Raw genomic sequence first — 24,533 nt, 5'->3', positions numbered from 1 at the left:
CGCCGGACGCCGTCCGCGGGTGCGGGCGGCCCTTCGGCCCCGTCACTATAGATCAGATGTGAGGCAGGGTTCTGCGACAGCTACGGTAATTGACATATGACCGAAGGCTCGGTCAGAGTCGCGTCATGCTCGTACTGTCCGCAGCCACCGGCAAGTTCGGAACGAACGTCCACATCGTCGCCGCCGGGCCGGGGAACCCCTGCCTCCTGGTCGACCCCGGACACGACTCCCGCGAGGCGGTCCTGCGGGCCGTCCGCGCCCACCGCCTCGAACCCGAGGCGATCCTGATCACGCACGGCCACATGGACCACACCTGGGACGCCGTGCCGCTCGCCCGGCACTACGGCGTCCCGGCCTGGATCCATCCGGCCGACCGCTACCAGCTCGGCGCCCCCGCCAGGGGGCTGCCCGACTCGTTCCCCCGCGAACTGCTCGTCGGGCACCCCGACCGGGAGCCCGACGAGGTCGCCGAACTCCCCGAAGAGGGAGGGGAGCTGACCTTCTCCACCGGCACCGTCACGGTGCTGCACACGCCCGGTCACACCAGCGGCTCGGTGATGTTCCGCTTCGACGGCGGCGACGCCCCGCTGCTCGCCACCGGCGACACCCTGCTCGCGGACGGCCCGGGACGCGCGGACGCGCCGACCGCGAGCCCCGCGAGCATGGCGGACTCCCTCCGTACGGTCGCCGGCCTCTGCCCGGACGAGACCCGGTTGCTCACCGGCCACGGCCCCACCACCCTCCTCAGCCAGACGGGAATCCGATGACGAACACCGCCCCGACCGCCCCGACCGCCCCGCTCTCCGGCGGCCGCATGCGCGCCGTCCGCTTCGACGCCTTCGGCGCCCCGTCCGTCCTCACCGTCGCCGAGACCGACGCGCCCGAGCCCGGGGCCGGACAGATCACCGTCGACGTCCGTCACGCGGGCGTGAACTTCGCCGAAGTGATGTTCCGCCGCGGACAGTTCCCGGTCGACCTGCCGCACTTCCCCGGCCTGGAGGCGGTCGGCACGGTCCGCGCCGTGGGCGAGGGCGTCACCGGTTTCGAGCCCGGTGACCGGGTGGCCGCGCTCACCCTGGGCGGCGGCGGCAACGCCGAGGTGGTCGCCGTCGGCGCCGAGCACGCCGTCCGCCTCGACGGCGAACTCGCCGACCTGGACGGGGCCCTCGCGGCCGGTGCCCTGTGCAACGTCACCACCGCCCTCGGCGTGCTCACCTCCGCCGGCCACCTCGCCGCGGGGGAGACCGTGGTCGTCCTCGCCGCGGCGGGCGGCGTCGGCACGGCCGCGGCGCAGCTCGCCCGCTCGCTCGGCGCGGGCACGGTCATCGGCGCGACGAGCTCCCCCGCCAAGGCGGAGTACGCGCGCGGCTTCGGCTACGACGGCGTCGTCCTGTACGAGGAGCTGGAGGGCGAGGTCGCCGCGCGCACCGGCGGCGCGGGCGCGGACCTGGTCCTGGACTCCGTCGGCGGCGCGTTCCGGTCCTCCGTGACCGGCCTCCTGGCCGCCTTCGGCCGTCACGTCGTCTTCGGCAACGCGGCGGCCGAGGACGTCACCTTCGAGGGCAACCACCCCTGGTACACCAACAGCTCCCTCGCCGGATACAACCTGGGCGGCGTCGCCGGCCGCGCGCCGCGGTTGCTCCGCGCCCACATGGAGCAGGCCCTGTCGGAGGTCGCCAAGGGCGGTGTCCGCGTGGACGTGACCGTCCTGCCGCTGGCCGGGGCGGCCCGCGCCCACGAACTCCTGGAGACCCGGGCGTCCACGGGCAAGTACGTCCTCGACGTCCGGGCCTGACCACGGGGCGGCCCGCCGCCCGGACGGCCGGCGGCGGACGCGCCGGCCGTCCGGGCGCCCCGGCCGGCCTCCCGGTCCGAAGGCGCGGAAGCGCTCAGTTCCGGGTGACGCGGACCCGGTACGCGCCGTCCTCGTCCTCGTCCAGGACCGTGATCCTGATGCCGTTCGCGCGGTCCGTGAAGGTCTCGCCGGGGCCGTACGGCGCGTCCGACAGCTCCGCGTGGACGTTGGCGCGGCGCGTGCAGCCGCCGCTGGCCCGCTCGCTGTCGGCCACGGTCACCGGGCCGTGGCCGGTGTCCACGTCCGACTCGACCCGGTAGACGAGGACGCCCCGCTCGCACACCGCCTCGTCGTTGCCGCCCCCGGCGCGTACCTCGACCGCGTACCCCGAGGTGCCGGAGAGCGGGACGAACACGAGCTTGGGACCGCCGGCGTCCGCCAGCGGGGTCAGCGTGTAGTCGGCGGTGCCGGTGCCGGAGGCGCAGCCGACCTGGCCGTTGTCGAGCCAGCCCAGTTTCCACTTGTGCCAGCCGAGGAAGTCGTTGTTGGCCCCCCAGTCCTCGGACATGATGTCCCAGTGCCCGACGGTGCCGCCGCCGTCCGGGGTGTAGAGGTCGGGCAGGCCGAAGACGTGCCCGTTCTCGTGCGGCAGGACCCGGTAGCCGGTCTCCGCGAAGCTGCCGGAGCCGTCGTCCTGGCGGCTGTAGACGAAGGACGCGTTGGCGAGCGGCACGCCGTCGGCGTACGGGGCCTCGTCGTTGCCGGAGAAGGTCACGGACAGGACGGTGTCGAGGGCGGAGGGGCCCGCGTTCGGGGTGACCAGGACGTTCACCAGGTCGTACGCGCTGAAGTCCACGCGCGGGTCGGCGGCCTTCACGATGTCCTCGACGAGGGCGCGGTAGCCGGGTTCGTACGGGGAGCCGCGCCCGATCCCGTACGAGGAGAACGTCCGGGGCATCCGCAGCCAGTCGGGTATCGGCGCCTCGGCCTTGTAGTGCAGGCGGCCGTACGAACTGGTGCGGAACCACTCGGCGGTCTGCGGGAAGAACTCGCGGAAGCGGCCCATCGCCGTGCCGTCCCCGGTGGCGTCCGGGAAGTCGATCATCAGGTTGAGGGCCCTGACGAGGCCCGTGGAGCGCACGTACCCGGGGGCCGTGGGCAGCCCCTCCGACATCTGCACGCCCATCGTCGTGGCGATGCGGCACGGCGCCAGCCGGACGTTGTCCGGCGCGGTGGCCACGGGCCCCGCCGAGGCCGGGGCGGGCCTGCGCAGGGTGGTGCTCGCGGAGGTGAGCAGGCCGAGGGAGAGCGCCGCGGTCGCCGCCAGGGCGACGGGTCTGCGTATCCGTCGTCGGGGATGCTGCATGCGGTCGCCTCTCCGGTGGGGGCAGGTCGGCGGTCGAATCCCCGTCGCGCGCGGAGGGGTTTCGCGCTGTGCGATCAGCCTGTGACGGGTGGTGCGGGTGCGCGCGCCGGGTGACCCGATCGTGGGTATTCCGTGAAACGAGGCATGTGTGACTGGGGTCACAAGGGTGAGGGGAAATAACCGGGGAGCGATTCCCCGTTCCACCCTGTGTTCAGCGAAGTGGGGAAGAATTCCCCGGTGAGGCCGAGGAGGACATGACGTGACCAGGACCGCCGACGCCACCGCCGGTACCGGCGCCACCCGTGCCCCGTCCGTCCGCCGGACGCCCCGGCCGAGGGCGGACGCCCTGCGCAACCGCGAGCGGATCGTCACGGCGGCCCGCGAGATGTTCGTCGAGTCCGGCCCCCAGGTGCCGTACGACGAGGTCGCGCGCCGCGCGGGCGTCGGGAACGCCACGCTCTACCGGAACTTCCCCGAACGCGCCGACCTCGTCCACGAGGTCGTCCTCTCGATCATGGCCCGCGTCACCGCGCTCGCCGAACGGGCCGCCGCCGAGGAGGGCGACGCCTTCGCCGCCCTCCGCCGCTTCGTCCACGCCGCCGCCGAGGAGCGCGTCGGAGCCCTCTGCCCGATGCTCGACGACGCCTTCGACCGGGAGCACCCCGACCTGAAGGCCGGGGGCGAGCGGCTGGAGGAGGCCGTCCGGGGGCTCGTGGAGCGGGCGCAGCGGGCCGGCCGGCTCCGCCCCGACATCGGCGTCGGCGACCTGATGGTGGCCCTCTCCCAGCTCACCCGCCCGCTGCCGGGAACGGGGTGCGGCACCTTCGCCCCGTTCGTCCACCGTCACCTGCAGCTGTTCCTGGACGGCCTGGAGGCGCCCGCGCGCTCCGAACTGCCCGGGACGGCCGCGACCCTGGAGGGCCTCAGGCACGGCTCCTGACCGTCACGACCCGCCCCCGGGCCCGTGCCCGTGCCCGCCGGACCTCCCGTCCCACGGATCCCGGGCCGCATGCCCATGAACCCGTAGATCCGTAGACCCACAACCCGCGGACCCGCGGACCCGCGGACCCGCAGACCCGCAGACCCGCAGATCCACAGACCCGCGCAGATCCACAGACCCACAGACCCCCGGGTCCGCAGCCCTCCGGGCGCGGTCCCGAGTTCCCGTACGCCCTTTTCCTCCCTCACGTACCCGTACGCGCCAAGAGGTGGCCCCACCCATGCCGAAAATCGCCGACACCGCCCCGAGCGCCCCGCCCGGGACCGACCCCGGGCGCTGGAAAGCGCTCGTCTTCATCGCCCTCGCCCAGCTCATGGTCGTCCTCGACGCGACGATCGTGAACATCGCCCTGCCCTCCGCCCAGCGGGACCTCGGGATCTCGGACGGCAACCGGCAGTGGGTCATCACCGCCTATGCCCTCGCCTTCGGCGGGCTGCTCCTCTTCGGCGGGCGCGTCGCCGACCTGTGGGGGCGCAAGCGCGCCTTCGTCGTCGGCCTCGCCGGCTTCGCCGCCGCCTCCGCCCTCGGCGGGGCCGCGAACAGCGAGGTCATGATGCTCGGGGCCCGCGCGCTCCAGGGCGCCTTCGGCGCGCTCCTCGCGCCCGCCGCGCTCTCGCTGCTCGCCGTGACCTTCACCGACGCCAAGGAGCGCGCCAAGGCGTTCGGCATCTTCGGCGCGATCGCCGGCGGCGGCGGTGCCGTGGGCCTGATCCTCGGCGGCTTCCTCACCGAGTACCTGAACTGGCGCTGGACCTTCTTCGTCAACATCCCGTTCGCCGTGGTCGCCGCCGTCGGCGCGTACCTCGTCGTCCGCGAGCCCGTGGGCGGCCGCAACCGCTCCGCGCTCGACGTCCCCGGCGTCGTCCTGTCCACCCTGGGCCTGGTCGCGCTCGTGTACGGCTTCACCCGCGCCGAGTCCGAGGGCTGGGGCGACACCGGCACGGTCGGGCTCTTCGCCGGCTCCGCCGTCCTGCTCCTGGCGTTCGTGCTCACCGAGGCGCGCGTGAAGTCGCCGCTGCTCCCGCTGCGCGTCCTGGCCGACCGCGACCGCGGCGGCGTCTACCTGTCGCTCGGCCTCGCCGTCATCGCGATGTTCGGCCTGTTCCTCTTCCTGACGTACTACCTGCAGGTCGTGGAGGGGTACTCGCCGGTCAAAACGGGCTTCGCGTTCCTGCCGATGATCGTCGGCATGATCACGGGCTCGACCCAGATCGGCGCGCGCCTGATGACCCGCGTCCCGCCGCGCCTGCTGATGGCCCCGGGCTTCCTGACCGCCGCCGTCGGCATGCTGCTCCTGACGCGGCTGGAGATCGGCACCTCGTACGCCGGTCTGATCCTGCCCGCGCAGCTGCTGCTCGGCCTGGGCATGGGCACGGCGTTCATGCCGGCCATGTCGCTCGCGACGCAGGGCGTGGACCCGAAGGACGCCGGTGTGGCCTCCGCGATGGTCAACACCTCGCAGCAGGTCGGCGGCGCCATCGGTACGGCCCTGCTGAACACGATCGCCGCCTCGGCGACCACCGCCTACCTGGTCGATCACGCGGCCGGCGCCACCACCCCGGCCGCCCGGAGGCTGCTCCAGCTCCAGGGCATGGTCGAGGGGTACGCGGCGGCCATCTGGTGGGCGGTCGGCATCCTGGCCGTCTCGGCCGTGATCGCCTTCGTGTTCCTCACCCCCGGGAAGCCGGAGAACGGCGCGCCCGCCGGGTCCGGCACGGACGCCGGTGACGAGGTGAGGGTCCCGGTCCTGGCCCACTGACCCCGGTCCCGGGGCCCCGGACCACGGAGCCCGTCGGCTCCGGGTCCGGGGCCACCGGTCCCTGGACCCGGTCCGCCGCTCCCGGTCCGCCGCGCCCGGTCCGTCGTGTCCCCGCCCCGGCTCCGCCTCCTCAGCGGAGCCAGGGCAGGTCCGCGTCCGGGTCCGCGGGTTCGAGCCCCTCGGCCATCACCCGCATGATCGCGCCGAGCTGCCCCACCTGTTCCGGGGAGAGCCGGTCGAAGAGGGCCTGGCGCACGGCCGCCACGTGGCCGGGGGCGTTCCGGCGGAGGATCTCCATGCCCTCGTCCGTGAGCCGGGCGAACTGGCCGCGCTTGTCGGAGGGGCAGTCCTCGCGCCGCACCCAGCCGTTCTTCTCCAGCCGGGCCACCGCGTGGGAGAGCCGGGAGCGGGTGATCTTGGCGTCCTTGGCCAGTTCGGTCATCCGCAGCCTGCGGCGGGGTGCCTGGGAGAGCCGGACGAGCAGGCCGTAGTAGAGGTGCGGCATTCCGGCGTCGCGCTGGAGCTGGCGGTCGAGGTGGTCCTCCAGGAGCGTGGTGGCGTGGAGGTAGGCGCGCCAGACGCGGTGCTCCTCGTCGGTGAGCCAGCGGGGTTCGGTCGTGTCTCCCATGACCCCATCGTACGACTCATCCTTGAAAGTTGAACTATATCGATCTAAGCTGTCCCCACGGTGAGCTTGAACTTTCAAGCATCATGGCGCGGCGAACCGGAGCGCGCGGAAACGCGCCGGAAGGCATCCGGACCCGCCGCGGCGCGCCGGAACACATCGGAACCCTGTCGGAAGCCGGAGGTGGCCGCCATGGACGCCACGCTGGAACGGATGCCCGCCCTCTACCTGTCCCACGGGGCCCCGCCGCTCGCCGACGACCCGCTCTGGCCCGGCGAACTGGCCGCCTGGGCCGCCGCCCTGCCGCGCCCGAGGGCGATCCTGGTCGTCTCCGCCCACTGGGAGGAGGCCCCGCTCGCGCTCGGCGCCACCGCGACCGTGCCGCTGGTGTACGACTTCTGGGGCTTCCCCGAGCACTACTACCGCGTGCGGTACGGCGCCCCCGGCGCGCCGGCGCTCGCCGAAAGCGTCCGCAAGCTGCTCCGCGCGCCCGGCACGCCCGTGCAGGACATGCCCGACCGGGGCCTCGACCACGGCGCGTACGTCCCGCTCGTCGAGATGTACCCGGACGCCGACGTCCCCGTGCTCCAGATCTCCCTGCCCACGCTCGACCCGCGCCGGCTCATGGATGTCGGGCGCCGGCTCGCCCCGCTGCGCGACGAGGGCGTCCTGATCGTCGGCAGCGGCTTCTTCACCCACAACCTCGCCGCGCTCCGGCACCCCGGGGGCGGGGTGCCCGCCTGGTCCGCCGAGTTCGACTCCTGGGGGCGCGAGGCCCTGGCCGCGCGGGACGTCGACGCCCTCCTCGACTTCGCGGACAAGTCGCCCGCCGGGCGCCTCGCCCACCCCCGCACCGAACACTTCGCCCCGCTCTTCGTCACCCTGGGCGCGGCGGACGCGGCCGGCGACCTCGACGCGGAGCGGTCGGTGATCGACGGCTTCTGGATGGGGCTCGCCAAGCGGTCCGTGCAGTTCGGCTGACCGCCCCCGGAAGACGGGCGGATTCGGCTCGACCGAACGGAGGGCGGCCGGGGGCGAGCGGCTGGTGGCGGGCCACCCAGTACCCGAGGGCGTCCGCCGGGCCGGTGCGGCGCGGGCCACCCCCCGCCGCCCCCCACCGGTCGCGGGTCCGCGCCCGATGGGGCAACCCCGTACCCCCGCGACGCGTCTGAAGGAGTGCCACCGGATGTGATCGCGATCTCACCGGCGGTGGGGACGGGGCTCGCGCCGGGGATGCCGCACCACCCCTCGGGACCGGCCTGACCAGCGCGTCCGTGGGTACGGGCACTCCACCGGGCGGTGCGGAAGCCGCGCAGGATACTGCATGATCGCGAGATTTCATGGGGCGGGTGGGAATTCTGTCCTGATTCCAGTCGTTGTTTCCCACGGATACAGGGCACCCGAAAGAGTGTCGTGACCTACTCAGCAAGCAAGGGAGCACGCATGGCAACCCGTGCCGTTGCCCGCCGCAAGACCTCCGCCGCGAGCGGGGCCGGCCGGGCAAGCAGCGTTCGCGCCGTGGGCGGGGAGATCGCCGATCGCGACCTGGTCGGCATGTACCTCGACGAGATCGCGCGCACGCCCCTGCTCGACGCCGCCAGGGAGGTCGAGCTCTCCCAGACGATCGAGGCCGGCGTGTACGCCCGGCAGATCCTGGACAAGGAGGTCGAGAGCGAGGCCGGCGGAGCGACCCGTGAGGAGCTCGAAGCGCTGGTCGCCGAGGGCGAGCGGGCCAAGGACCTCTTCATCAAGTCCAACCTGCGGCTCGTGGTGGCCGTCGCCCGGCGCTACCCGCGCAGCGGGCTCCCGCTGCTCGACCTGATCCAGGAGGGGAACGCGGGCCTGGTGCGCGCGGTCGAGAAGTTCGACTACGCCAAGGGCTTCAAGTTCTCCACGTACGCGACCTGGTGGATCCGGCAGGCCATCACCCGCTCCATCGCCGACCAGTCCCGCACCATCCGGCTCCCCGTCCACCTGGTGGAGGAGCTGGGGCGGATCCGGCGCGTGCAGCGCGAGTTCAACCGGGAGAACGGGCGCGATCCCGAGCCCGCGGAGATCGCCGCCGAACTCGGCTCGACGCCCGAGCGGGTCGTCGACGTCATGGACTGGGCCCGGGACCCGGTCTCGCTGAACATGTCGGTGGACGACGAGGGCGAGACCCAGTTCGGCGACCTCCTGGAGGACACCTCGGCGGTCTCGCCGGAGCAGTCGGTGCTCACGCTGCTGCGCAGCGAGGAGCTGGACGACCTGATCGCCAAGCTGGACCACCGCACGGCCTCGATCATCCGCATGCGGTACGGCATCAAGGACGGGCGCGAACGGACCCTGACCGAGGTCGGCAAGGAGCACGGACTGACCCGTGAGCGCATCCGCCAGATCGAGAAGCACGCCCTCCTGGAACTGAAGAAGATGGCCCGCGACACGGGCTTCGACGCGGTGGCCTAGAACGGCCGCGCGGCCGGACCCGGCCGCGTTCCGGCCCCGCCGCGTCCCCCGGACGGGAGCCCGGACACGGGCCCCGGGGTGCTCACGTGCGCGCCGCCGCCGCCAGGCGCCCCGCCAGGTCCTCCACGTACGCGCGCAGGGGCTCCGGGCCGTGGACGGTGAAGGGGGACTCGACCAGGGCCAGGCGCAGGGCCAGCCACTCGACGGAGTCGGTGGAGCGGACGCGCAGCCGGCAGGCGGCCGGTCCCGTCGCGACGGGGGTCAGGTGGGACGGGAGGCGGGCCGTCACGAAGTCGGCGGGCGCCTCGAAGGAGACGTCCAGGTCCAGCTCCGGCTGCGCGCGCGAGATCGAACCGGCCAGCAGCTGCGCCGCGTCGCCCCCGGGCAGCTCGCGCGGGCCGAACCGGGCCCCGGTGGCCAGCGGGTCGCTCACCCGGTCCACCCGGAAGGTGCGCCAGTCCTCGCGGCCCAGGTCGTACGCGACGAGGTACCAGCGGCGCCCGGTGGAGACGAGCCGGTAGGGCTCCACCAGCCGCTTCGACTCGGCCCCGTCCCCCGCCCGGTAGCCGAAGCGCAGCTTCTCCCGTCCGGTGACCGCGCCCGCGAGCGCGGTCAGGGTGGCGGGCGTGACCGTCGCGCCGTCGCCCCGGGTCAGCGGGATCGTCGCGTTCTGGAGCGTGGAGACCCGGTGCCGGAGGCGCGCGGGCAGGACCTGCTCCAGCTTCGCGAGGGCCCGTACGGACGCCTCCTCCACGCCTTCGATGGCGTGCCCGGCCCCGGCGCGCAGCCCGACCGCGATCGCGACGGCCTCCTCGTCGTCGAGGAGCAGCGGCGGCAGGGCCGTGCCGGCGACGAGCCGGTAGCCGCCCACCGCGCCCATGGTCGCCTCGACCGGATAGCCGAGGGCGCGGAGCCGGTCGACGTCCCGGCGGATGGTGCGCGGGGAGACCGAGAGCCGTTCGGCGAGTTCGCTCCCGGGCCACTCGCGCGGCGTCTGGAGGAGCGAGAGCAGGTTCAGGAGTCGTGCCGGGGTGTCCGTCATGCCGTCCAGGATGCGCCCGATCTAGGACATGATCCGACCTACATACCTCCTATCTTCCTTCGTATGAGTTCACACGACGCCGTCACGGACGCGGCGGCCCCCACCGGCACGGGCCCCGTCGGCACGGCCCCCACCGCCCCGGCCACCACCGCCCCGGTCCCCGCCGACCCGGGCGACCGGCGGCGCTGGATCGCCCTCGCCATCGTCATGACCGCCGCCTTCATGGACCTGGTCGACGCCACGATCGTCAACATCGCGATCCCCAGCATCGAACGGGACCTCGGCGCCTCCTTCGGGGCCATCCAGTGGATCACCGCCGGGTACGCGCTCGCGTTCGCCGCCGGGCTGATCACCGGCGGACGGCTCGGCGACATCTACGGCCGCAAGCGCCTCTTCCTCCTCGGCACCGCCGGCTTCACCCTCGCCTCGGCGCTCTGCGGTTTCGCGGCCAACCAGGAGATGCTGGTCGGCTCCCGCCTCCTCCAGGGCGCGGCGGCCGCGATGATGGTGCCGCAGGTCCTGTCGATCGTCCACGTCACCTTCCCGGCGCACGAACGCGGCAAGGTCTTCGGCCTCTTCGGCGCGATCGTGGGCCTCGGCGCGGTCTCCGGACCGCTCCTCGGTGCGCTGCTCACCCAGGGGAACGTCGCGGGCCTGGAGTGGCGCCCGATCTTCCTCATCAACCTGCCGGTCGGCATCGCGGGCCTGCTCCTGGGCCGGAAGTTCATCATCGAGTCGAAGGCGCCCAAGGCGCTCCGCCTCGACCTGGTCGGCGTGCTCCTGGTGACGGTCGCGCTGCTCATGCTGATCTACCCGCTGACGCGCGGCCGCGAGCTGGACTGGCCGCTGTGGGGCCACCTGATGATGGCCGGCAGCCTCGTCGTCTTCGCCCTCCTCGTCGCATACGAGAGGCACAAGACGCGCAGGGACGGTTCGCCGCTCGTCGAGCTGTCGCTGTTCCGGGTGAAGAGCTTCGCGGCCGGCGTCGCGGTGCAGCTCACCTTCGGCGTCGTGATGGGCATCTTCTTCCTGGTCTGGACGCTCTACATGCAGGTCGGGCTCGGCTGGAGCGCGCTGCGGGCGGGCCTCACCGGCGTGCCGTTCTCGGTCGCGGTCTCGACGGCCGCCGGCCTCTCGGTGCAGAAGCTGGTGCCGCGCTTCGGCCGGAAGGTGCTCCAGACGGGTGCCCTGACCATGGCGGCGGGCGTCCTGCTCTACCTCTTCGAGGCCGGCCGGTACGGGACCGCGATCACGTCCTGGCAGATGATCCCGCCGCTGGTCGTCATGGGCCTCGGCATGGGCCTGATCGTGGCGCCGCTGACGGACGCGGTCCTCTCGGAGGTGCCGCGCGAGCACGCCGGTTCGGCCTCGGGCCTGATCAACACGACCACGCAGATGGGCAACGCGCTCGGTCTCGGCCTGGTGTCGGTCGTCTTCTTCGGCGTGATCGACGACGAGCGCCTCGCCAAGGCCCCGGCGGAGACGGGCGCGGCCTTCACGGACGCCTTCCAGAACGCGATGGGCTGGGTCGCGGGCGTGCTCGCCGTGATCTTCCTGGTGATGTTCGCGCTGCCCGCGAAGCCGAAGCAGCACCTGGAGGGCGGCGGCGAGGGCGGCGAGGGTGACGACGGCGTCGGCGGGGACGGCGGCACCGCCGTCGTCGGGAAGGAGCCGGCGCTCACGCGCTGAGCCGCCGCGCGAAGGGCCCCGGTCCCGGGAGGAGTCCCGGGACCGGGGCCCTTCGCCGTACCCGCCGGGGCCCGCCGCGCCGTCCGCGTCAGCGCACCCGGGCGCGGGACTCCATCGCCCTCCGGGCCGTGTCCTCGTCCTCGTACACCTCGCACATGTGACGGCCGTCGGGGGTCGCCGTGTGCTCGACCTCCCAGAGGCTGACCTCGCTGCCGTCGAGCAGCAGGAACTGGTGCTCGTAGAGGGTGAAGCCGGCCTCCCGGCCCCCCTCCACCGGGCAGCGGCGCCCGAACGCCTGGGTGATGTGGTGCGCGAAGGCCAGCCGGAGACGGCGGGCCACCGCCCCGCCCGGCCGGTCCGCGTTCTCCGCACGCCGCAGGACACGGCGCGCGTGGTCGGCGGAGTCGTCCGGCACGTACGTCCTCGGCGGGGCGGGTACCGGGCGGTCGGGCAGGACGGCCGGCGGTTCGAAGCCGTCGCCCCCGCCGGGAACCCGTCCGCCGGCGGGCTCCGCCGGGCGGCCCGGCGGCGTTCCGTACGGCAGACGGGAGGCGGCGAGCCGGGCGTCCGCCTCCCGCACGTACAGCTCGTGCCGCTCGGTGTCGTCCCGGCCCGCGACGTGCGCGAGCTCCCAGAGACTGAGCGTGCTGCCGTCGGCGAGCAGGTACGTGTGGCGGTGGATCGTGCGGTGCAGCGACGCGCTGTGGTGCGAGGAGTGCGGCGTGCTGGAGTGCGCGAGCGCCGTGCCGAGGCGCTCGACGGTCGAGTCGGGCAGGTCGAAGGAGTTGAGTGCCCGGCCGAGAAGCCGCTCGATGTGCGTCTCGGTCGTCTCGTACGGATCGGGAAGATCCTGCGGATCGTTCAAGAGGGTCTCCAGGCCGTCGCCGCATGTCACTCGGTGCTTGCTCAACGTAGTCCCTGGGACTGACATCGTGTCCGGGTTCCGGCAGAACGGGCGGAGAAAGGCCGGAGTTCCCGCCTCCGGCCCCAACTCCCCCGGCCCTAAAGGGAACGCGGGTCCGCCCCGGGCCCGTACAGCTCCCGGTACGAGGGGAAGTTCCCACCGGGACCGCGCGGTCCGGCGGGGGCCGCGAGCAGCGCGCGGACGATCGCCCGGGTCACCAGGTCCGCGCCCGCCGCCAGGATCTCGTTCAGGGCGAGCGGGTCCGGCTCGCCCGACGGTTCCCGGGCCCCGGTGGCGAGGGCGAAGACCGTGTCCCCGTCGTTCATCAGGTGCGCCGGCCGGACGGCGCGCGCGATGCCGTCGTGCGCCGTGCCCGCGACCTTCCGCGCCTGCGCGCGGGTCAGCGGGGCGTCCGTCGCGACCACGGCGAGCGTGGTGTTCAGCGGGGGCGGGGCGGACGTCGTCCGGGCCTCCGCGAGGCGCCGTCGCGCCGCCTCGTGCACCTCCGGGTCCGGGAAGACGGGCCGCCCGTCCTCGAAGTAACTCCCGTACGGGACGCCCGTGGACGGGTCCACGGCCGAACCGACCGCGTTCACCACGACCAGCGCGCCGACCGTGACGCCGGACGCCAGGACCGCGCTCGCCGTCCCGACACCGCCCCGCAGGCCGCCGACGACGGCCCCGGTGCCCGCGCCGACCGCGCCCGTCGCCACGGGCGCGCGGTCGCCGCTCGCGTCGGCCGCCTCCGCCGCCGCCCGGCCCGTCGCCGCACCGGGCCGGGCCGCGAAGTCGCCGCCCCGGCCCAGGTCGAAGAGGCACGCGGCGGGCACCACCGGCACCACGTGGGACGGGTCGGACCCCACCCGGACGCCCCGGTGCCGCTCCGCCAGCCAGGCCGCCACCCCGGAGGCGGAGTCCAGGCCGTACGCGCTGCCGCCGGTCAGGACGACCGCGTCGATCCGCCGGACCACGTTCCGGGGGTCCAGGGCGTCCGTCTCCCGCGTGCCCGGCCCGCCGCCCCGCACGTCCACGGCGGCGACCGCCCCGCCCTCCGGCGCGAGGACCACCGTGGTCCCGCTCAGCGCCCCGGGCCCGGCCACGCGCGCGTGCCCCACGCGCAGCCCGTCCACATCGGTGATCGCGTCCTGGCCGTCCGCCCGCCCGGGGAGTGTCATGCCCCTTGCCTACCACGGGGTCCGGCGCCGGGGTCAGGCTTCCGCGGAACGGGTCGCCGGGTTCCGGGCGGACAGGGTGACCCCGGTCGCGACGGCCGCCGCCGCGACCAGGCCGGCCGCGAGGACGGCCCAGCGGCCCGCGAACGAGCACATCAGGATCGCGAACGCCGCGACCGGCAGGACCGACTGCTGGGCGATGCCGACCTTGAAGTAGCGGGCGTGCAGCAGCCACACCGACAGCAGGAAGAGGGCCGCCGGGATCGTCACGGCGGCGGAGGCGGCGAGCGTCGACAGGGGGGCCTCGCCCACGGCCTGTTCGACGGCGATCTCCAGGCCCGCCCCGACCGCTGCGGCCGACGCGAAGATCACGTAGTGGCCGTAACCCCACAGGAAGCCCTGGCGGCTGGAGGTCAGCCGGTCGTGGGCGGGCACGACGAAGTAGATCCACCAGGCGGCGAAGACGAGCAGCAGGCCGCCGACGGCGATCGGCAGCAGTTCGTCCAGGGCGTCGTTCTCGACGATGCCGGACTTCACGGCGACGGTCGCGGCGGCGATGGTCTCGCCGAGCACGATGATGGTGAACAGGCCGTACCGCTCGGCGATGTGACGGGGATGCCAGGTGCTGGGGACGGCCCTCTCCGCGTACACGGGCACGGCCATCTCGGCGAGCGCCATGACCAGGAAGACCCACGGGCGTGCGGGTTCGGGCGCGAGGACCAGCGCGAGCCAGCCGACCTGGACGGCGAAGATCCCGCCCGCGTACCGGTGGCACATCGTCCGCTCGGCCGGGTCGGTGGCGTGGTGGGCGGCGCGCAGCCACTGCGAGACCATGGCGAGGCGCATCACGACGTAGCCGAGGTAGACGACGAGGAAGTCGTGCTCCTCGAAGGCGCGCGAGACACCGGCGGCGAGGACGAGCACGCCGGCGATCTGGACGAGGGTGACGACCCGGTAGAGCACGTCGTCGTTGTCGTAGGCGGAGGCGAACCAGGAGAAGTTCATCCAGGCCCACCAGATGGCGAAGAAGATCATGGCGTAGTCGGCGACGCCCTCGCCGGCGTGTCCCCCGGCCACCGCGTGCACCAGCTCGGCGCCCGCCTGGGCGACGGCGACGACGAAGCACAGGTCGAAGAGGAGTTCCAGGGGGGTGGAAGCCCGGTGCGACTCCTCGCGGGAGCGGGCGGCGAGCGGACGGAAGGGTGCTGTCATGGGTCCCAGCACATCAGAACGTACGGGCCGGGGCACACCGGAGGGCGGATCCGGTGCTCCCCGCGGCCCCGGCGGCCGTGTGCCGCACGGTGGCGGCCGGGGAGGGGACGGGGCGCGGGCTTCCTCGTCCCGTTCTTCCCGGTGGTGCTCGCCCTCTGGCTGCTCGACCCGAAGGACCGCTGAGAGATGTGCCGCTGAGTGAAGGACCGCCGAGCGAAGTGCCGCCGAGCGAAGTCCCGCCGAGCCGGACCGGGCCGGACAGGGCGGAACGGAGCGGGGCGGGACGGAACGGAGCGGAGCGGTCCGGGACGGTCCGGGACGGGACGGGTACGGCGAGCGGGCGTACCCTGGAGGGATGAGCACCGCCCCCGCCCACGGCCCGCGAGACACGGAGCGATCCGGTACGCCTTCCCGTTCCGAGGACAGGCCGAAGCCGGTCATCGTCTTCGACGATCCGCTGGACCGGCAGTCCGCGGACGACACGGACCGCGGGTGGGGCGAGCGGCCTCCGGCCGGCGGTGACAGCGCCGCCGACCTCGCGCGCTTCCTCGACGAGAAGCCGCCGCACCACCTCTGAACCCGGCGTACCGCGCCGGTCAGAAGGTGGAGTGCGCCCCCGTTCCCCCCGGACCCGTGCCACCACCGGAGCCGGGACCGCGGCCCGCTCCCGGACCCGACGGGGGACCGCCCTGGGCGACCAGGTGGTCGCGGATCTCCTTGAGGACCTCCAGCTCGCTGATCTCCATGGTCTCCTGGACGCCTTCCTTCGCCTTGTCGTGCGCGGCGCGCTTCGCGAGGATCTTCGCCATCGGCAGGACCATCAGGAAGTAGACGACGGCCGCGGTGATCAGGAAGCTCAGCACCGCGCTGAGGACGAGACCCCACTGGATCTGGATGCCCTGCATCTCGCCGTCGACCATCTTGCAGGGACTCTTGAGGCAGGACGAGTAGCTCTCCAGGTCCTTCGTGCCGAAGGCACCCACGACCGGGTTGATGACGCCCTTGACCACCGAGTTCACGATGTTCGTGAAGGCGGCACCGACGACGACCGCCACCGCCAGGTCGATCACGTTGCCGCGCATCAGAAAGGCCTTGAAGCCTCCCAGCAGACTTTCCTTCTTCTCGGCCACCGAGGTGCCTTCCGTTTTCGTCACGTGTGCTGTGTGCGCAGTCATTAGGCCGTGTGGGGCACGGGAGCGTCCAATCGGTACACACGAGACGGTTACCCGCCAGGGTGTGCGTGCGAATCAGCACACCGTCACCGCCAGCCGGGACGTGACTCCGGCACCCGCGAGGGCCGCCGCCGTCGCCCGGGGCACGGACAGGACCACGAGCGCCCCTCCGTCCGGGCGGGACTCGTCCGGGAGCGGCACCTCGGCCACCCGGGCGTCCGTCGCGATCACCCGTGCCTCGCCCTCCTCGCCCCACTGCGCGTGGGGCGCGGCGATCACGTCGACCCGGTCACCGGGCCTCAGCAGCCGTACGGTCGCGGCGTCGGCGATTCGCACCGGGGCGGACACCGGGGGAGCGGCCACCGGCCGGGCGCGCGCGGCGGCCGGGGTCCTCGCCCCGGAGGACCGCCCCGGTCCGGACCCCGTTTCCGGCGAACCCGTCCCCGGTGGCCCCGGCGGTCCCGACCCCGCCACGGCCAGCGCCGCCGCCATCAGCGCCAGCAGCACCACCGACTCCCGTCGCCCCCTCCGGAGCGCCCGGCGCAACCGGTGCCGCGCGCCCCGGACCCGCAACGGCTCGAAGGCCGGCACCACACACGGCGCCGGCACGGAGGCAGCGGAGACGGAGGGGACGGCGGGGGTGCCGGAGGCGCCGGCAACGGCGGAGGCACCGGAACCACCGAAAGCGCTGGAACCCCTGAGAGCGCTGGAACCCCTGAGAGCGCCGGAAACGGCAGGAGCGCCGGGGAAAAGGGCCGGATCGTTCGTGGTCATCGCGGGACACCGCCTGTCCTGGTCGGCAACGGAAGCGGCTTCCACTCTCCCCGTCCCCGCCCCCACCCCGCTCCGGCCTGGGGATCACCGAGCGCCTGTGGAAAACTCCCTCACCCGCACGAGCGAAACCGCACGAGGTCCGCACGAGCGAAAACCGTACGAGATCCGCACGAGCGAAAACCGCGCGAGCAGCCCCGCACGGCGCACCCCACCGGCACCCGTACACACCGAGGGCCCCGTCGCATGCGACGGGGCCCTCGGTGTGTACGGGTGCCGGTGGGGTGCGCGGCCGGATCAGGCGGCCGAGCTTCCGGTGCTCGACGAGGACGTCGAGGAGGAGGAAGAGGACGACGAGGCCGAAGCGGCCGGCTTCGCGTCCGACGACGAAGCGGACGAGGACGCGGCGGTCGACGGCTTCGACGGGGCCGGCGAGCTGCTGGACGACGAGCCGCGGCTGTCGTTCCGGTAGAAGCCGGAACCCTTGAAGACGATGCCGACGGCCGAGAACACCTTCTTCAGGCGGCCCTGGCAGCTGGGGCACTCGGTCAGCGCGTCATCGGTGAACTTCTGCACCGCCTCGAGGCCTTCGCCGCACTCGGTGCACTGGTACTGGTAGGTCGGCACGTGACTTCCTCCTGGCACTCACACTCATCGAGTGCTAACGACGATCCATAGTGACGCATTCCGTGGGTTCAGTCCACCGACACCGGCTCGCGGTGACCGACACCACGCGCGGTGACCCGGCCCGGCTCGCGCGGCTTCAGCCGCGATCGCAGGGCGACCAGCGTGATCAGGGCCAGTGCCGTGCCGCCCAGCGGCACCAGGAATCCGGCACTGGCGCCCTGGGCGTCGGCGAGACGCCCGGCGACCGTGACGGCCGCGGCCTGCCCCAGCGCGACGGCGCCGGTGAGCCAGGTGAACGCCTCGGTGCGGGCGGAGGCCGGGATCAGCGTCTCGACGATGGTGTAGCCGGTGATCAGGGCGGGGGCGATGCACAGGCCCACGACCAGGCCCAGGGCGCCGAGGAGCAGCACCGAATGCACGGACCACAGCAGGGAGGCCGCGGCGGTGAGGCCGGTGTAGCCCAGGATCAGGCGGCGGCGGGGGCCGGTCTTCCAGGCGACGGCGCCCATGGCAATGCCCGCGAGCATGTTGCCGGCGGCGAAGACCCCGTACAGCAGGCCGTTGGCGCCCGGGTTGCCGATCTCCTCGCTGAAGGCGGTGAGGGAGACCTGCATGCCGCCGAAGACGGAGCCGATGCCGAGGAAGGCGACGATCAGGACGCGGACGCCGGGCACGGAGAGCGCCGGGCGGCGGGGCTCGGAGGCGTGGGCGCCGGCCGCGCCGAACGCGGGCTGGGTGGCCCGCTGCGCCGCGAAGAACAGGCCGCCGACCAGGGTCAGGGACGCCTCGGCGATCAGACCGGCGGCCGGGTGGACGCCGGTGCACAGGGCGGTGGTGAGGACGGGGCCGACGACGAAGGTGAACTCGTCCGTCACGGACTCGAAGGCCGCGGCCGTCGGCATCAGCGGGGTGCCGTCCAGTTTGGCCGCCCAGCGGGCCCGGACCATCGGGCCGACCTGGGGCACGGAGGCGCCGGAGGGCACGGCGGCCAGGAACAGCGCCCAGAGCGGGGCGCCCGCCAGGGCGAGGGCCACGAGCACGGAGACGGAGGCGGTGTGGACGAGGACGCCGGGGATCAGGACGGCGCGCTGGCCGAAACGGTCGGCGAGCTTGCCGCTCTGCGGCGCGAAGAGCGCCATGGAGACGCCGGTGGCGGCGGCCACCGCGCCGGCGCTGCCGAAGGAGCCGGTGGTGTGCTGGACGAGCAGCACGATGCCGATGGTCAGCATCGCGAAGGGCTGCCGGGCGGCGAAGCCGGGCAGCAGGAAGGACAGCGCGCCGGGGGTGCGCAGCAGCTGCCCGTAACCGGGCCGCCCGTCCGTGCGGACCCGGCCGGTGTCGGCCCCGTCCGTGGGGACGCGGCCCTTGTCGGCCTTGTCCGTGTCGACCGTGGACGCCACGGTCCTTGCCTTTCCGCCGCCTGGTAGCGCGTCCCGTGCACGGGTGGTGCGGGTGTCGCCGAGAGCTGTCCTCATGCGCGGAACTGCGGTAGATACCGGGCCGGCCCCACGGTGGAGGGGGCGCCACGGCCGCCATACGGTCGCGCCAGCTCTGCGTCAGGCAGAGTTGGTTCGATCAGGTGTGCCTTCATGATACAGGGAGGAGCGCCCTCCCGTCTGGGAAAGCGCCCCCGTCCCCGGACGAACGCCTGGCATCAGCCGGCCGTCCCCTTCTGCCGTCCGGCACGACCGTTCCGTCCGTCGCGACCGGACCGCCCGGCGTGTTCGGACCGCCCTTCGCGACCGGACCGCTGTTCCTTCTCCGTTCCGCCCGGTTCCTCCGTCCCTTCGGACCGTCCCGGCAGGTGGAACCGCAGGGCCGTGGCCGGAGTCGGGCCGAGCGCCGTCGAGCCGCCCGTCCCCAGCCAGCCCGCGAGCTTGCCGCCCTGGCCGACCGCCCGCAGGCGCCGCTCCGCGGCGTCCCGTACCGGATCGGTGGCCACGACCAGGAGTTCGTCGCCGTGCCGCAGGACGGTCGCGGGTCCCGGTACGAAGCTCTTGCCGTCCCGTACGACGAGGGTGACCGCCGCTCCGGCCGGGAGGCGCAGTTCCGCGACCTCCACGCCGTGCATCCGGGAGCCCTCCGGGACGGCGACGGAGAGCAGGTGGCCGCGCAGCCGTTCCAGGGGGGCGGACTCGACGCCGAGGTCGGCGGCCTCCGCGGAGCTCCCGAGCCGGAGCGCCTTCGCCAGCCAGGGCAGCGTCGGGCCCTGGATGAGGGTGTAGACGACGACGAGGACGAAGACGATGTTGAAGATCCGCTCGCTGCCCTCGATGCCCGCCACCATCGGGATGGTGGCGAGGATGATGGGGACGGCCCCGCGCAGGCCGGCCCAGGACATGAGGGCCTGCTCCTGCCAGGGGATGCGGAACGGCAGCAGGCTGACCAGGACCTCCATGGGCCGCGCGACCATCGTCAGGACCAGGCCGATGACGACGGCGGGCCAGAAGTCGTTGACGAGCTCGTGCGGGGTGACGAGCAGGCCGAGCAGGACGAACATCCCGATCTGGGCGATCCAGCCGAGCCCCTCGGCGAAGCCCCGGTTCGCGGGCGCGTGCGGCAGCTTGGCGTTGCCGAGGACCATCGAGGTCAGGTAGACGGCGAGGAAGCCGGAGCCGTGCGCCATGGCGCCGGCGGCGTACGCGGCGACGGCGATGGCCATGACGGCGATCGGGTAGAGGCCGGAGGCGGGCAGGGCGACGTGCCGCAGTCCGTAGGCGCCGGCGAAGCCGACCGCGAGGCCGACGGCCGCGCCGATGGCGAGTTCGAGGGCGATCTCGCCGAGGAGGACGTACCAGTGGTCGACCGGTCCGGTGGTGGAGAAGGCGACGACGAGGATGACGACGGGGGCGTCGTTGAAGCCGGACTCGGCCTCCAGGACGCCGGTGACCCGTGAGGGCAGGGGCACCTTGCGCAGCACGGAGAAGACCGCGGCGGCGTCGGTGGAGGAGACGACGGCGCCGATGATCAGGGCCTGCCGCCAGTCCAGGCCGACGAGGTAGTGGGCGCCGGCGGCGGTGATGCCGACGCTGACCGCGACGCCGAGGGTGGAGAGGACGACCGCGGCCGGCAGGGCCGGCCTGATCTCCTTCCACTTCGTGCCGAGGCCGCCCTCGGCGAGGATCACGACGAGGGCCGCGTAGCCGATGACCTGCGTCAGTTCGGCGTTGTCGAAGGCGACGTCGCCGATGCCGTCCTGGCCCATGGCGACGCCGATCCCCAGGTACAGCAGGAGGCTGGGGAGGCCGCTGCGGGAGGAGATCCGCACGGCCGCGACGGCGATCAGCAGCACGAGCGAGCCGACGAGCAGGAGTTCGTTGAGCTGGTGGACAGTCAGTGGCCGTTCCTTCCCCTCACATGCAGCTGGATCGTTCGTCCAGCGGGCGACACTTCGTTACCTTACCTAATCTTTAACGTTTTCTTGACGCCCGCTCCCCCGTTCCTCGCTCACCAGTACGGTTCTCTTCCCGGCACCGCGTCCAGACCGCCCGGACGCTGCGCCTAAGGTGGCTCCCGTACTCCAGGACCACCCTGCCCCGCGAAGGACAGCGATGCCCTCCCACACGACAGCGCCCCCCGCCAAGAAGAAAGGGCGGCGCGCCCGCCTGCTCCTCCTCGTCCTGGTCCTCGCGCTGGTCGCGGTCGTCTGCGGCGGCGGGTACTGGGGCGTCAGCACCGTCCGGGCCTCGTTCCCGCAGACGGCCGGCGAGATCCGCCTCGACCGGCTCTCGGGCCAGGTGGAGGTGAAGCGGGACGCGCAGGGGGTCCCGCAGATCTACGCCGACAACGAGACGGACCTCTTCCGCGCGCAGGGCTACGTCCAGGCGCAGGACCGGTTCTACGAGATGGACGTCCGCCGGCACGTGACCGCGGGCCGCCTCTCCGAGATGTTCGGCGAGAGCCAGATCGAGACGGACTCCTTCCTGCGCACGCTCGGCTGGCGCCGGGTCGCGCAGCAGGAGTACGACACGGTCCTGTCGGCGGAGACGAAGAAGTACCTCCAGGCGTACGCGGAGGGCGTCAACGCCTATCTGAAGGACCGGGCGCCGAAGGACGTCTCCGTTGAGTACGCGGCCCTGGCCCTCACCAACGACTACGCGATCGAGCCGTGGACGCCGGTCGACTCGGTGGCCTGGCTGAAGGCGATGGCCTGGGACCTGCGCGGCAACATGCAGGACGAGATCGACCGCTCGCTGCTCACCAGCCGGCTGACCCCGGCGCAGATCAAGCAGCTCTACCCGGAGTACCCGTACGCGCTCCACCAGCCGATCGTGGACAAGGGCGGGGTCGGCTCCTCCGGGAAGTTCGGGCCCGGGGGCGCGGGCGACGACGTGAGCACGGGCGAGACCCCCGGTACCGCCCCGGGCGGCTCCGGCGGTTCCTCCGGTTCCGGAGCCTCCACCGACTCCTCCCGGGACGTGGCGTCCCAGCTCGGCGCGCTCTCCGAGGTCCTGGACGGCATCCCCGCCCTGCTCGGCCCCAACGGCAACGGCATCGGCTCGAACTCCTGGGTCGTCGCCGGGAAGTACACCACCTCCGGCAAGCCGCTGCTGGCCAACGACCCGCACCTCGCGCCCCAGTTGCCGTCCCTCTGGTACCAGATGGGCCTGCACTGCCGCTCGGTCTCGGCCACCTGCCGCTACGACGTCGCCGGCTACACCTTCTCCGGCATGCCCGGTGTGATCATCGGACACAACGACAGGATCGCCTGGGGCCTCACCAACCTCGGCGCCGACGTCACCGACCTCTACCTGGAGAAGATCGGCCCCGACGGCTACCTCGTGGACGGCAAGGTCAAGCCCTTCACGGTCCGCGAGGAGGTCATCAAGGTCGCCGGGGGCAAGGACCGGAAGATCACCGTCCGTTCCACCGGGCACGGCCCGCTCGTCTCCGACCGCTCCTCCGAGCTGGAGACGGTCGGCCAGAAGGCCCCCGTCGGCAACACCGCCCCCGACCGCGGCACCGGCTACGGCGTCTCCCTCCAGTGGACCGCCCTCCGGCCCGGCAGGTCCATGGACGCGATCTTCGCCATCGACCGCGCCAAGGACTTCCCCTCCTTCCGGGCCGCCGCCAGGAACTTCGAGGTCCCGTCCCAGAACCTGATCTACGCCGACACCGAGGGCAACATCGGTTACCAGTCGCCGGGCACGATCCCGCGGCGCGCCAAGGGCGACGGCACGATTCCGGCGCCCGGCTGGGACTCCTCGTACAAGTGGAAGGGGTACATCCCCTTCGAGAAGCTGCCCTACGAGTACAACCCGGAGCGCGGCTACATCGTCACCGCCAACCAGGCCGTGATCGACCCGAAGAACTACCCCGACCTGCTCACCAAGGACTGGGGCTACGGCTCGCGCAGCCAGCGGATCAACGACCTCATCGAGTCGAAGACCAAGGACGGCGGCAAGATCTCGCCGGACGACATGCGGACCATGCAGACGGACAACCGCAGCGAGATCGCGACCCTGCTCAACCCGCTCCTGCTCAAGATCGACATCGCCGACCCGCACGTCCGCGAGGCGCAGAAGCTCCTGGAGGGCTGGGACTACACCCAGGAGCCCGACTCGGCCGCCGCCGCCTACTTCAACGCGGTCTGGCGCAACGTCCTCAGGCTCGCCTTCGGCAACAAGCTGCCCAAGGAGCTGCGCCCCGAGGGCGACTGCATCAACGTGCGCCCGGCCGACGCCACCGGACCGGTCGACGAGCAGAACAAGCTCGTCCGCGAGTGCGGCCAGCGCGACCCCGACTCGGCGCAGCCGGACGGCGGCGACCGCTGGTACGAGGTGGTCCGCCCGCTCCTCAAGCAGGAGAAGAGCGAGTGGTGGACCACCCCCGGCAACCGCACCGACCCGGCCACCGAGACCCGCGACCAGCTGCTCGCCCGCGCCATGAAGGACGCCCGCTGGGAGCTGACCGCCAAGCTCGGCAAGGACGTCTCCACCTGGAGCTGGGGCCGGCTGCACCAGCTGACCCTGAAGAACCAGACCCTCGGCACCGCCGGACCCGGCGTCGTGCAGCGGCTCCTCAACCGCGGCCCGTGGAACCTGGGCGGCGGCGAGGCGGCCGTCGACGCCACCGGCTGGAACGCGGCCGGCGGCTACGAGGTCATCTGGGTGCCGTCGATGCGGATGGTCGTCAACGTCGGCGACTGGGACAAGTCCCGGTGGATCAACCTGACCGGCGCATCCGGACACGCCTTCCACACCCACTACACCGACCAGACCGACGCGTGGGCGAGGGGCGACCTCCTCGACTGGGCCTACGGCAGGGCGGCCGTGGACGCGGCGACGAAGGACACGCTGGTCCTCAAGCCGTAGGGCCGGCGGTGAGGGACGTGCCGGTCCTCAGGCCGTAGGACCGGCGGTACGGAAGCGGACGACCCCTTCCGGGGTCACCACCGCGTGCACGGGGTGGTCGTGCGGTTCCTCCGGGACCCGGGCGACCACCTCCGCCGCGTGGAGGAGCACCACCAGGGCCGGATCCTTCCCGGCCCGCGCCAGCCGGGCCAGGACCCGGTCGTACGAGCCGCCGCCCCGTCCGAGCCGCATCCCGCGCGCGTCGACCGCGAGCCCCGGCAGCAGGACGGCGTCGGCCCCGCACACCGCCTCCGGGCCGAGCCGGGGCCCGACCGGTTCGAGGAGCCCCCTGCCCGCCCGCGCCAGCCGGTCCGGACCCTCGTACACGGCCCAGTCCAGGTCGTTGTCGGGGAGCAGGACCGGGAGCAGGACCCGCACCCCCCGCACGCGGAGCGCGTCGAGCAGCGCGCGCGTGCCCGGCTCGCGGCCCACGGAGACGTAGGCGGCGACGGTGGACGCGTCGGCCAGCTCGGCGAGTTCCAGCCCGCTCCGGGCGAGGGAGGCGGCCGTTTCCGCGAGGGTCTCGGCGTCCAGCGCGGCGCGGGCCGCCAGAAGTCGCGCGCGCAGTACGGCCTTTTCGGACATCTCCGGTGTCATGACG

At 73.2% G+C, this 24,533-nt stretch carries 21 protein-coding genes; 9 read left to right on the top strand and 12 right to left on the bottom strand.

Features of this window, described 5'->3' with window-relative positions; all coding sequences use genetic code 11:
* The first annotated feature begins 125 nt into the window (after positions 1 to 125).
* Both ACZ6AQ_RS21295 and ACZ6AQ_RS21290 read left to right on the top strand, forming a co-directional pair.
* Positions 126 to 767, top strand: a complete 642-nt coding sequence (locus tag ACZ6AQ_RS21295; protein WP_468761336.1) for an MBL fold metallo-hydrolase — start codon at positions 126 to 128, stop codon at positions 765 to 767.
* Positions 764 to 1,795, top strand: coding sequence for a quinone oxidoreductase family protein (locus ACZ6AQ_RS21290; protein WP_468761334.1), 1,032 nt, complete (start codon positions 764 to 766; stop codon positions 1,793 to 1,795). Before ACZ6AQ_RS21295 ends, ACZ6AQ_RS21290 begins: the two co-directional genes overlap by 4 nt.
* 94 nt (positions 1,796 to 1,889) lie before the next feature.
* On the opposite strand, the gene ACZ6AQ_RS21285 is transcribed toward ACZ6AQ_RS21290, so the two are convergent.
* Positions 1,890 to 3,161: a M6 family metalloprotease domain-containing protein gene (locus ACZ6AQ_RS21285; RefSeq protein ID WP_468761332.1), complete on the bottom strand. Its 1,272-nt coding sequence runs from the start codon at positions 3,159 to 3,161 to the stop codon at positions 1,890 to 1,892.
* A gap of 259 nt (positions 3,162 to 3,420) precedes the next feature.
* Between ACZ6AQ_RS21285 and ACZ6AQ_RS21280 the strand changes: the two genes are divergently transcribed.
* A complete protein-coding gene (locus ACZ6AQ_RS21280; protein WP_388692550.1) occupies positions 3,421 to 4,101 on the top strand; it encodes a TetR/AcrR family transcriptional regulator in 681 nt (226 codons plus the stop codon).
* Between the two features lie 280 nt (positions 4,102 to 4,381).
* Positions 4,382 to 5,920: an MFS transporter gene (locus tag ACZ6AQ_RS21275; protein WP_468761330.1), complete on the top strand. Its 1,539-nt coding sequence runs from the start codon at positions 4,382 to 4,384 to the stop codon at positions 5,918 to 5,920.
* A 130-nt stretch (positions 5,921 to 6,050) separates the two neighbouring features.
* Here the strand turns inward: ACZ6AQ_RS21275 and ACZ6AQ_RS21270 are convergent, their stop codons facing one another.
* Positions 6,051 to 6,548, bottom strand: coding sequence for a MarR family winged helix-turn-helix transcriptional regulator (locus ACZ6AQ_RS21270; RefSeq protein WP_388692554.1), 498 nt, complete (start codon positions 6,546 to 6,548; stop codon positions 6,051 to 6,053).
* Positions 6,549 to 6,737: 189 nt separating this feature from the next.
* Between ACZ6AQ_RS21270 and ACZ6AQ_RS21265 the strand changes: the two genes are divergently transcribed.
* Positions 6,738 to 7,526 (top strand): dioxygenase family protein, encoded by a 789-nt coding sequence (locus ACZ6AQ_RS21265; protein WP_468761328.1) that lies wholly within the window; start codon positions 6,738 to 6,740, stop codon positions 7,524 to 7,526.
* Between the two features lie 462 nt (positions 7,527 to 7,988).
* On the top strand, positions 7,989 to 8,990 hold the full coding sequence (locus ACZ6AQ_RS21260; RefSeq protein WP_468761327.1) for a sigma-70 family RNA polymerase sigma factor: 1,002 nt from the start codon (positions 7,989 to 7,991) through the stop codon (positions 8,988 to 8,990).
* Between the two features lie 82 nt (positions 8,991 to 9,072).
* Here the strand turns inward: ACZ6AQ_RS21260 and ACZ6AQ_RS21255 are convergent, their stop codons facing one another.
* Positions 9,073 to 10,032 (bottom strand): helix-turn-helix transcriptional regulator, encoded by a 960-nt coding sequence (locus ACZ6AQ_RS21255; protein WP_468761325.1) that lies wholly within the window; start codon positions 10,030 to 10,032, stop codon positions 9,073 to 9,075.
* 63 nt (positions 10,033 to 10,095) lie between these two features.
* Between ACZ6AQ_RS21255 and ACZ6AQ_RS21250 the strand changes: the two genes are divergently transcribed.
* The gene (locus tag ACZ6AQ_RS21250; RefSeq protein ID WP_468761323.1) at positions 10,096 to 11,721 is read left to right on the top strand and encodes an MFS transporter; all 1,626 of its coding nucleotides are present in this window, start codon (positions 10,096 to 10,098) and stop codon (positions 11,719 to 11,721) included.
* A gap of 88 nt (positions 11,722 to 11,809) precedes the next feature.
* Here the strand turns inward: ACZ6AQ_RS21250 and ACZ6AQ_RS21245 are convergent, their stop codons facing one another.
* The 3 genes from ACZ6AQ_RS21245 to ACZ6AQ_RS21235 all read right to left on the bottom strand — a co-directional run bounded on the left by ACZ6AQ_RS21245 (position 11,810) and on the right by ACZ6AQ_RS21235 (position 15,009).
* A complete protein-coding gene (locus ACZ6AQ_RS21245; protein WP_468761321.1) occupies positions 11,810 to 12,586 on the bottom strand; it encodes a DUF6227 family protein in 777 nt (258 codons plus the stop codon).
* A gap of 137 nt (positions 12,587 to 12,723) precedes the next feature.
* Positions 12,724 to 13,800 carry a P1 family peptidase gene (locus tag ACZ6AQ_RS21240; RefSeq protein ID WP_468761319.1) on the bottom strand — a complete coding sequence of 359 codons (1,077 nt, stop codon included), beginning with the start codon at positions 13,798 to 13,800 and terminating at the stop codon, positions 12,724 to 12,726.
* A 33-nt stretch (positions 13,801 to 13,833) separates the two neighbouring features.
* A complete protein-coding gene (locus ACZ6AQ_RS21235; RefSeq protein ID WP_468761317.1) occupies positions 13,834 to 15,009 on the bottom strand; it encodes a low temperature requirement protein A in 1,176 nt (391 codons plus the stop codon).
* Positions 15,010 to 15,364: 355 nt separating this feature from the next.
* On the opposite strand from ACZ6AQ_RS21235, the gene ACZ6AQ_RS21230 reads away from it, so the two are divergent.
* Complete coding sequence (locus tag ACZ6AQ_RS21230) at positions 15,365 to 15,586, top strand: hypothetical protein (RefSeq protein ID WP_388692571.1); 222 nt, start codon at positions 15,365 to 15,367, stop codon at positions 15,584 to 15,586.
* 19 nt (positions 15,587 to 15,605) lie between these two features.
* On the opposite strand, the gene mscL is transcribed toward ACZ6AQ_RS21230, so the two are convergent.
* From mscL to ACZ6AQ_RS21205, 5 genes are all read right to left on the bottom strand, one after another.
* Positions 15,606 to 16,139, bottom strand: a complete 534-nt coding sequence (mscL, locus tag ACZ6AQ_RS21225; protein WP_468761516.1) for a large conductance mechanosensitive channel protein MscL — start codon at positions 16,137 to 16,139, stop codon at positions 15,606 to 15,608.
* A gap of 117 nt (positions 16,140 to 16,256) precedes the next feature.
* Entirely contained in the window at positions 16,257 to 16,517 is a 261-nt protein-coding gene (locus tag ACZ6AQ_RS21220) for a hypothetical protein (RefSeq protein WP_468761315.1), read from the bottom strand.
* A 732-nt stretch (positions 16,518 to 17,249) separates the two neighbouring features.
* Positions 17,250 to 17,579 (bottom strand): FmdB family zinc ribbon protein, encoded by a 330-nt coding sequence (locus tag ACZ6AQ_RS21215; protein WP_468761313.1) that lies wholly within the window; start codon positions 17,577 to 17,579, stop codon positions 17,250 to 17,252.
* Positions 17,580 to 17,647: 68 nt separating this feature from the next.
* Positions 17,648 to 18,874: an MFS transporter gene (locus ACZ6AQ_RS21210; RefSeq protein WP_388692877.1), complete on the bottom strand. Its 1,227-nt coding sequence runs from the start codon at positions 18,872 to 18,874 to the stop codon at positions 17,648 to 17,650.
* Between the two features lie 359 nt (positions 18,875 to 19,233).
* The gene (locus ACZ6AQ_RS21205) at positions 19,234 to 20,871 is read right to left on the bottom strand and encodes a potassium/proton antiporter (protein WP_468761311.1); all 1,638 of its coding nucleotides are present in this window, start codon (positions 20,869 to 20,871) and stop codon (positions 19,234 to 19,236) included.
* 259 nt (positions 20,872 to 21,130) lie between these two features.
* Between ACZ6AQ_RS21205 and ACZ6AQ_RS21200 the strand changes: the two genes are divergently transcribed.
* Complete coding sequence (locus tag ACZ6AQ_RS21200) at positions 21,131 to 23,893, top strand: penicillin acylase family protein (RefSeq protein ID WP_468761309.1); 2,763 nt, start codon at positions 21,131 to 21,133, stop codon at positions 23,891 to 23,893.
* 27 nt (positions 23,894 to 23,920) lie between these two features.
* Here ACZ6AQ_RS21200 and ACZ6AQ_RS21195 read toward each other — a convergent pair whose 3' ends face one another.
* Positions 23,921 to 24,529, bottom strand: a complete 609-nt coding sequence (locus ACZ6AQ_RS21195; RefSeq protein ID WP_468761307.1) for a 5-formyltetrahydrofolate cyclo-ligase — start codon at positions 24,527 to 24,529, stop codon at positions 23,921 to 23,923.
* Positions 24,530 to 24,533: the final 4 nt, after the last annotated feature.

Source organism: Streptomyces sp. NPDC041191, assembly GCF_055591945.1.
This window is presented reverse-complemented; position numbering and strand designations above follow the sequence as displayed.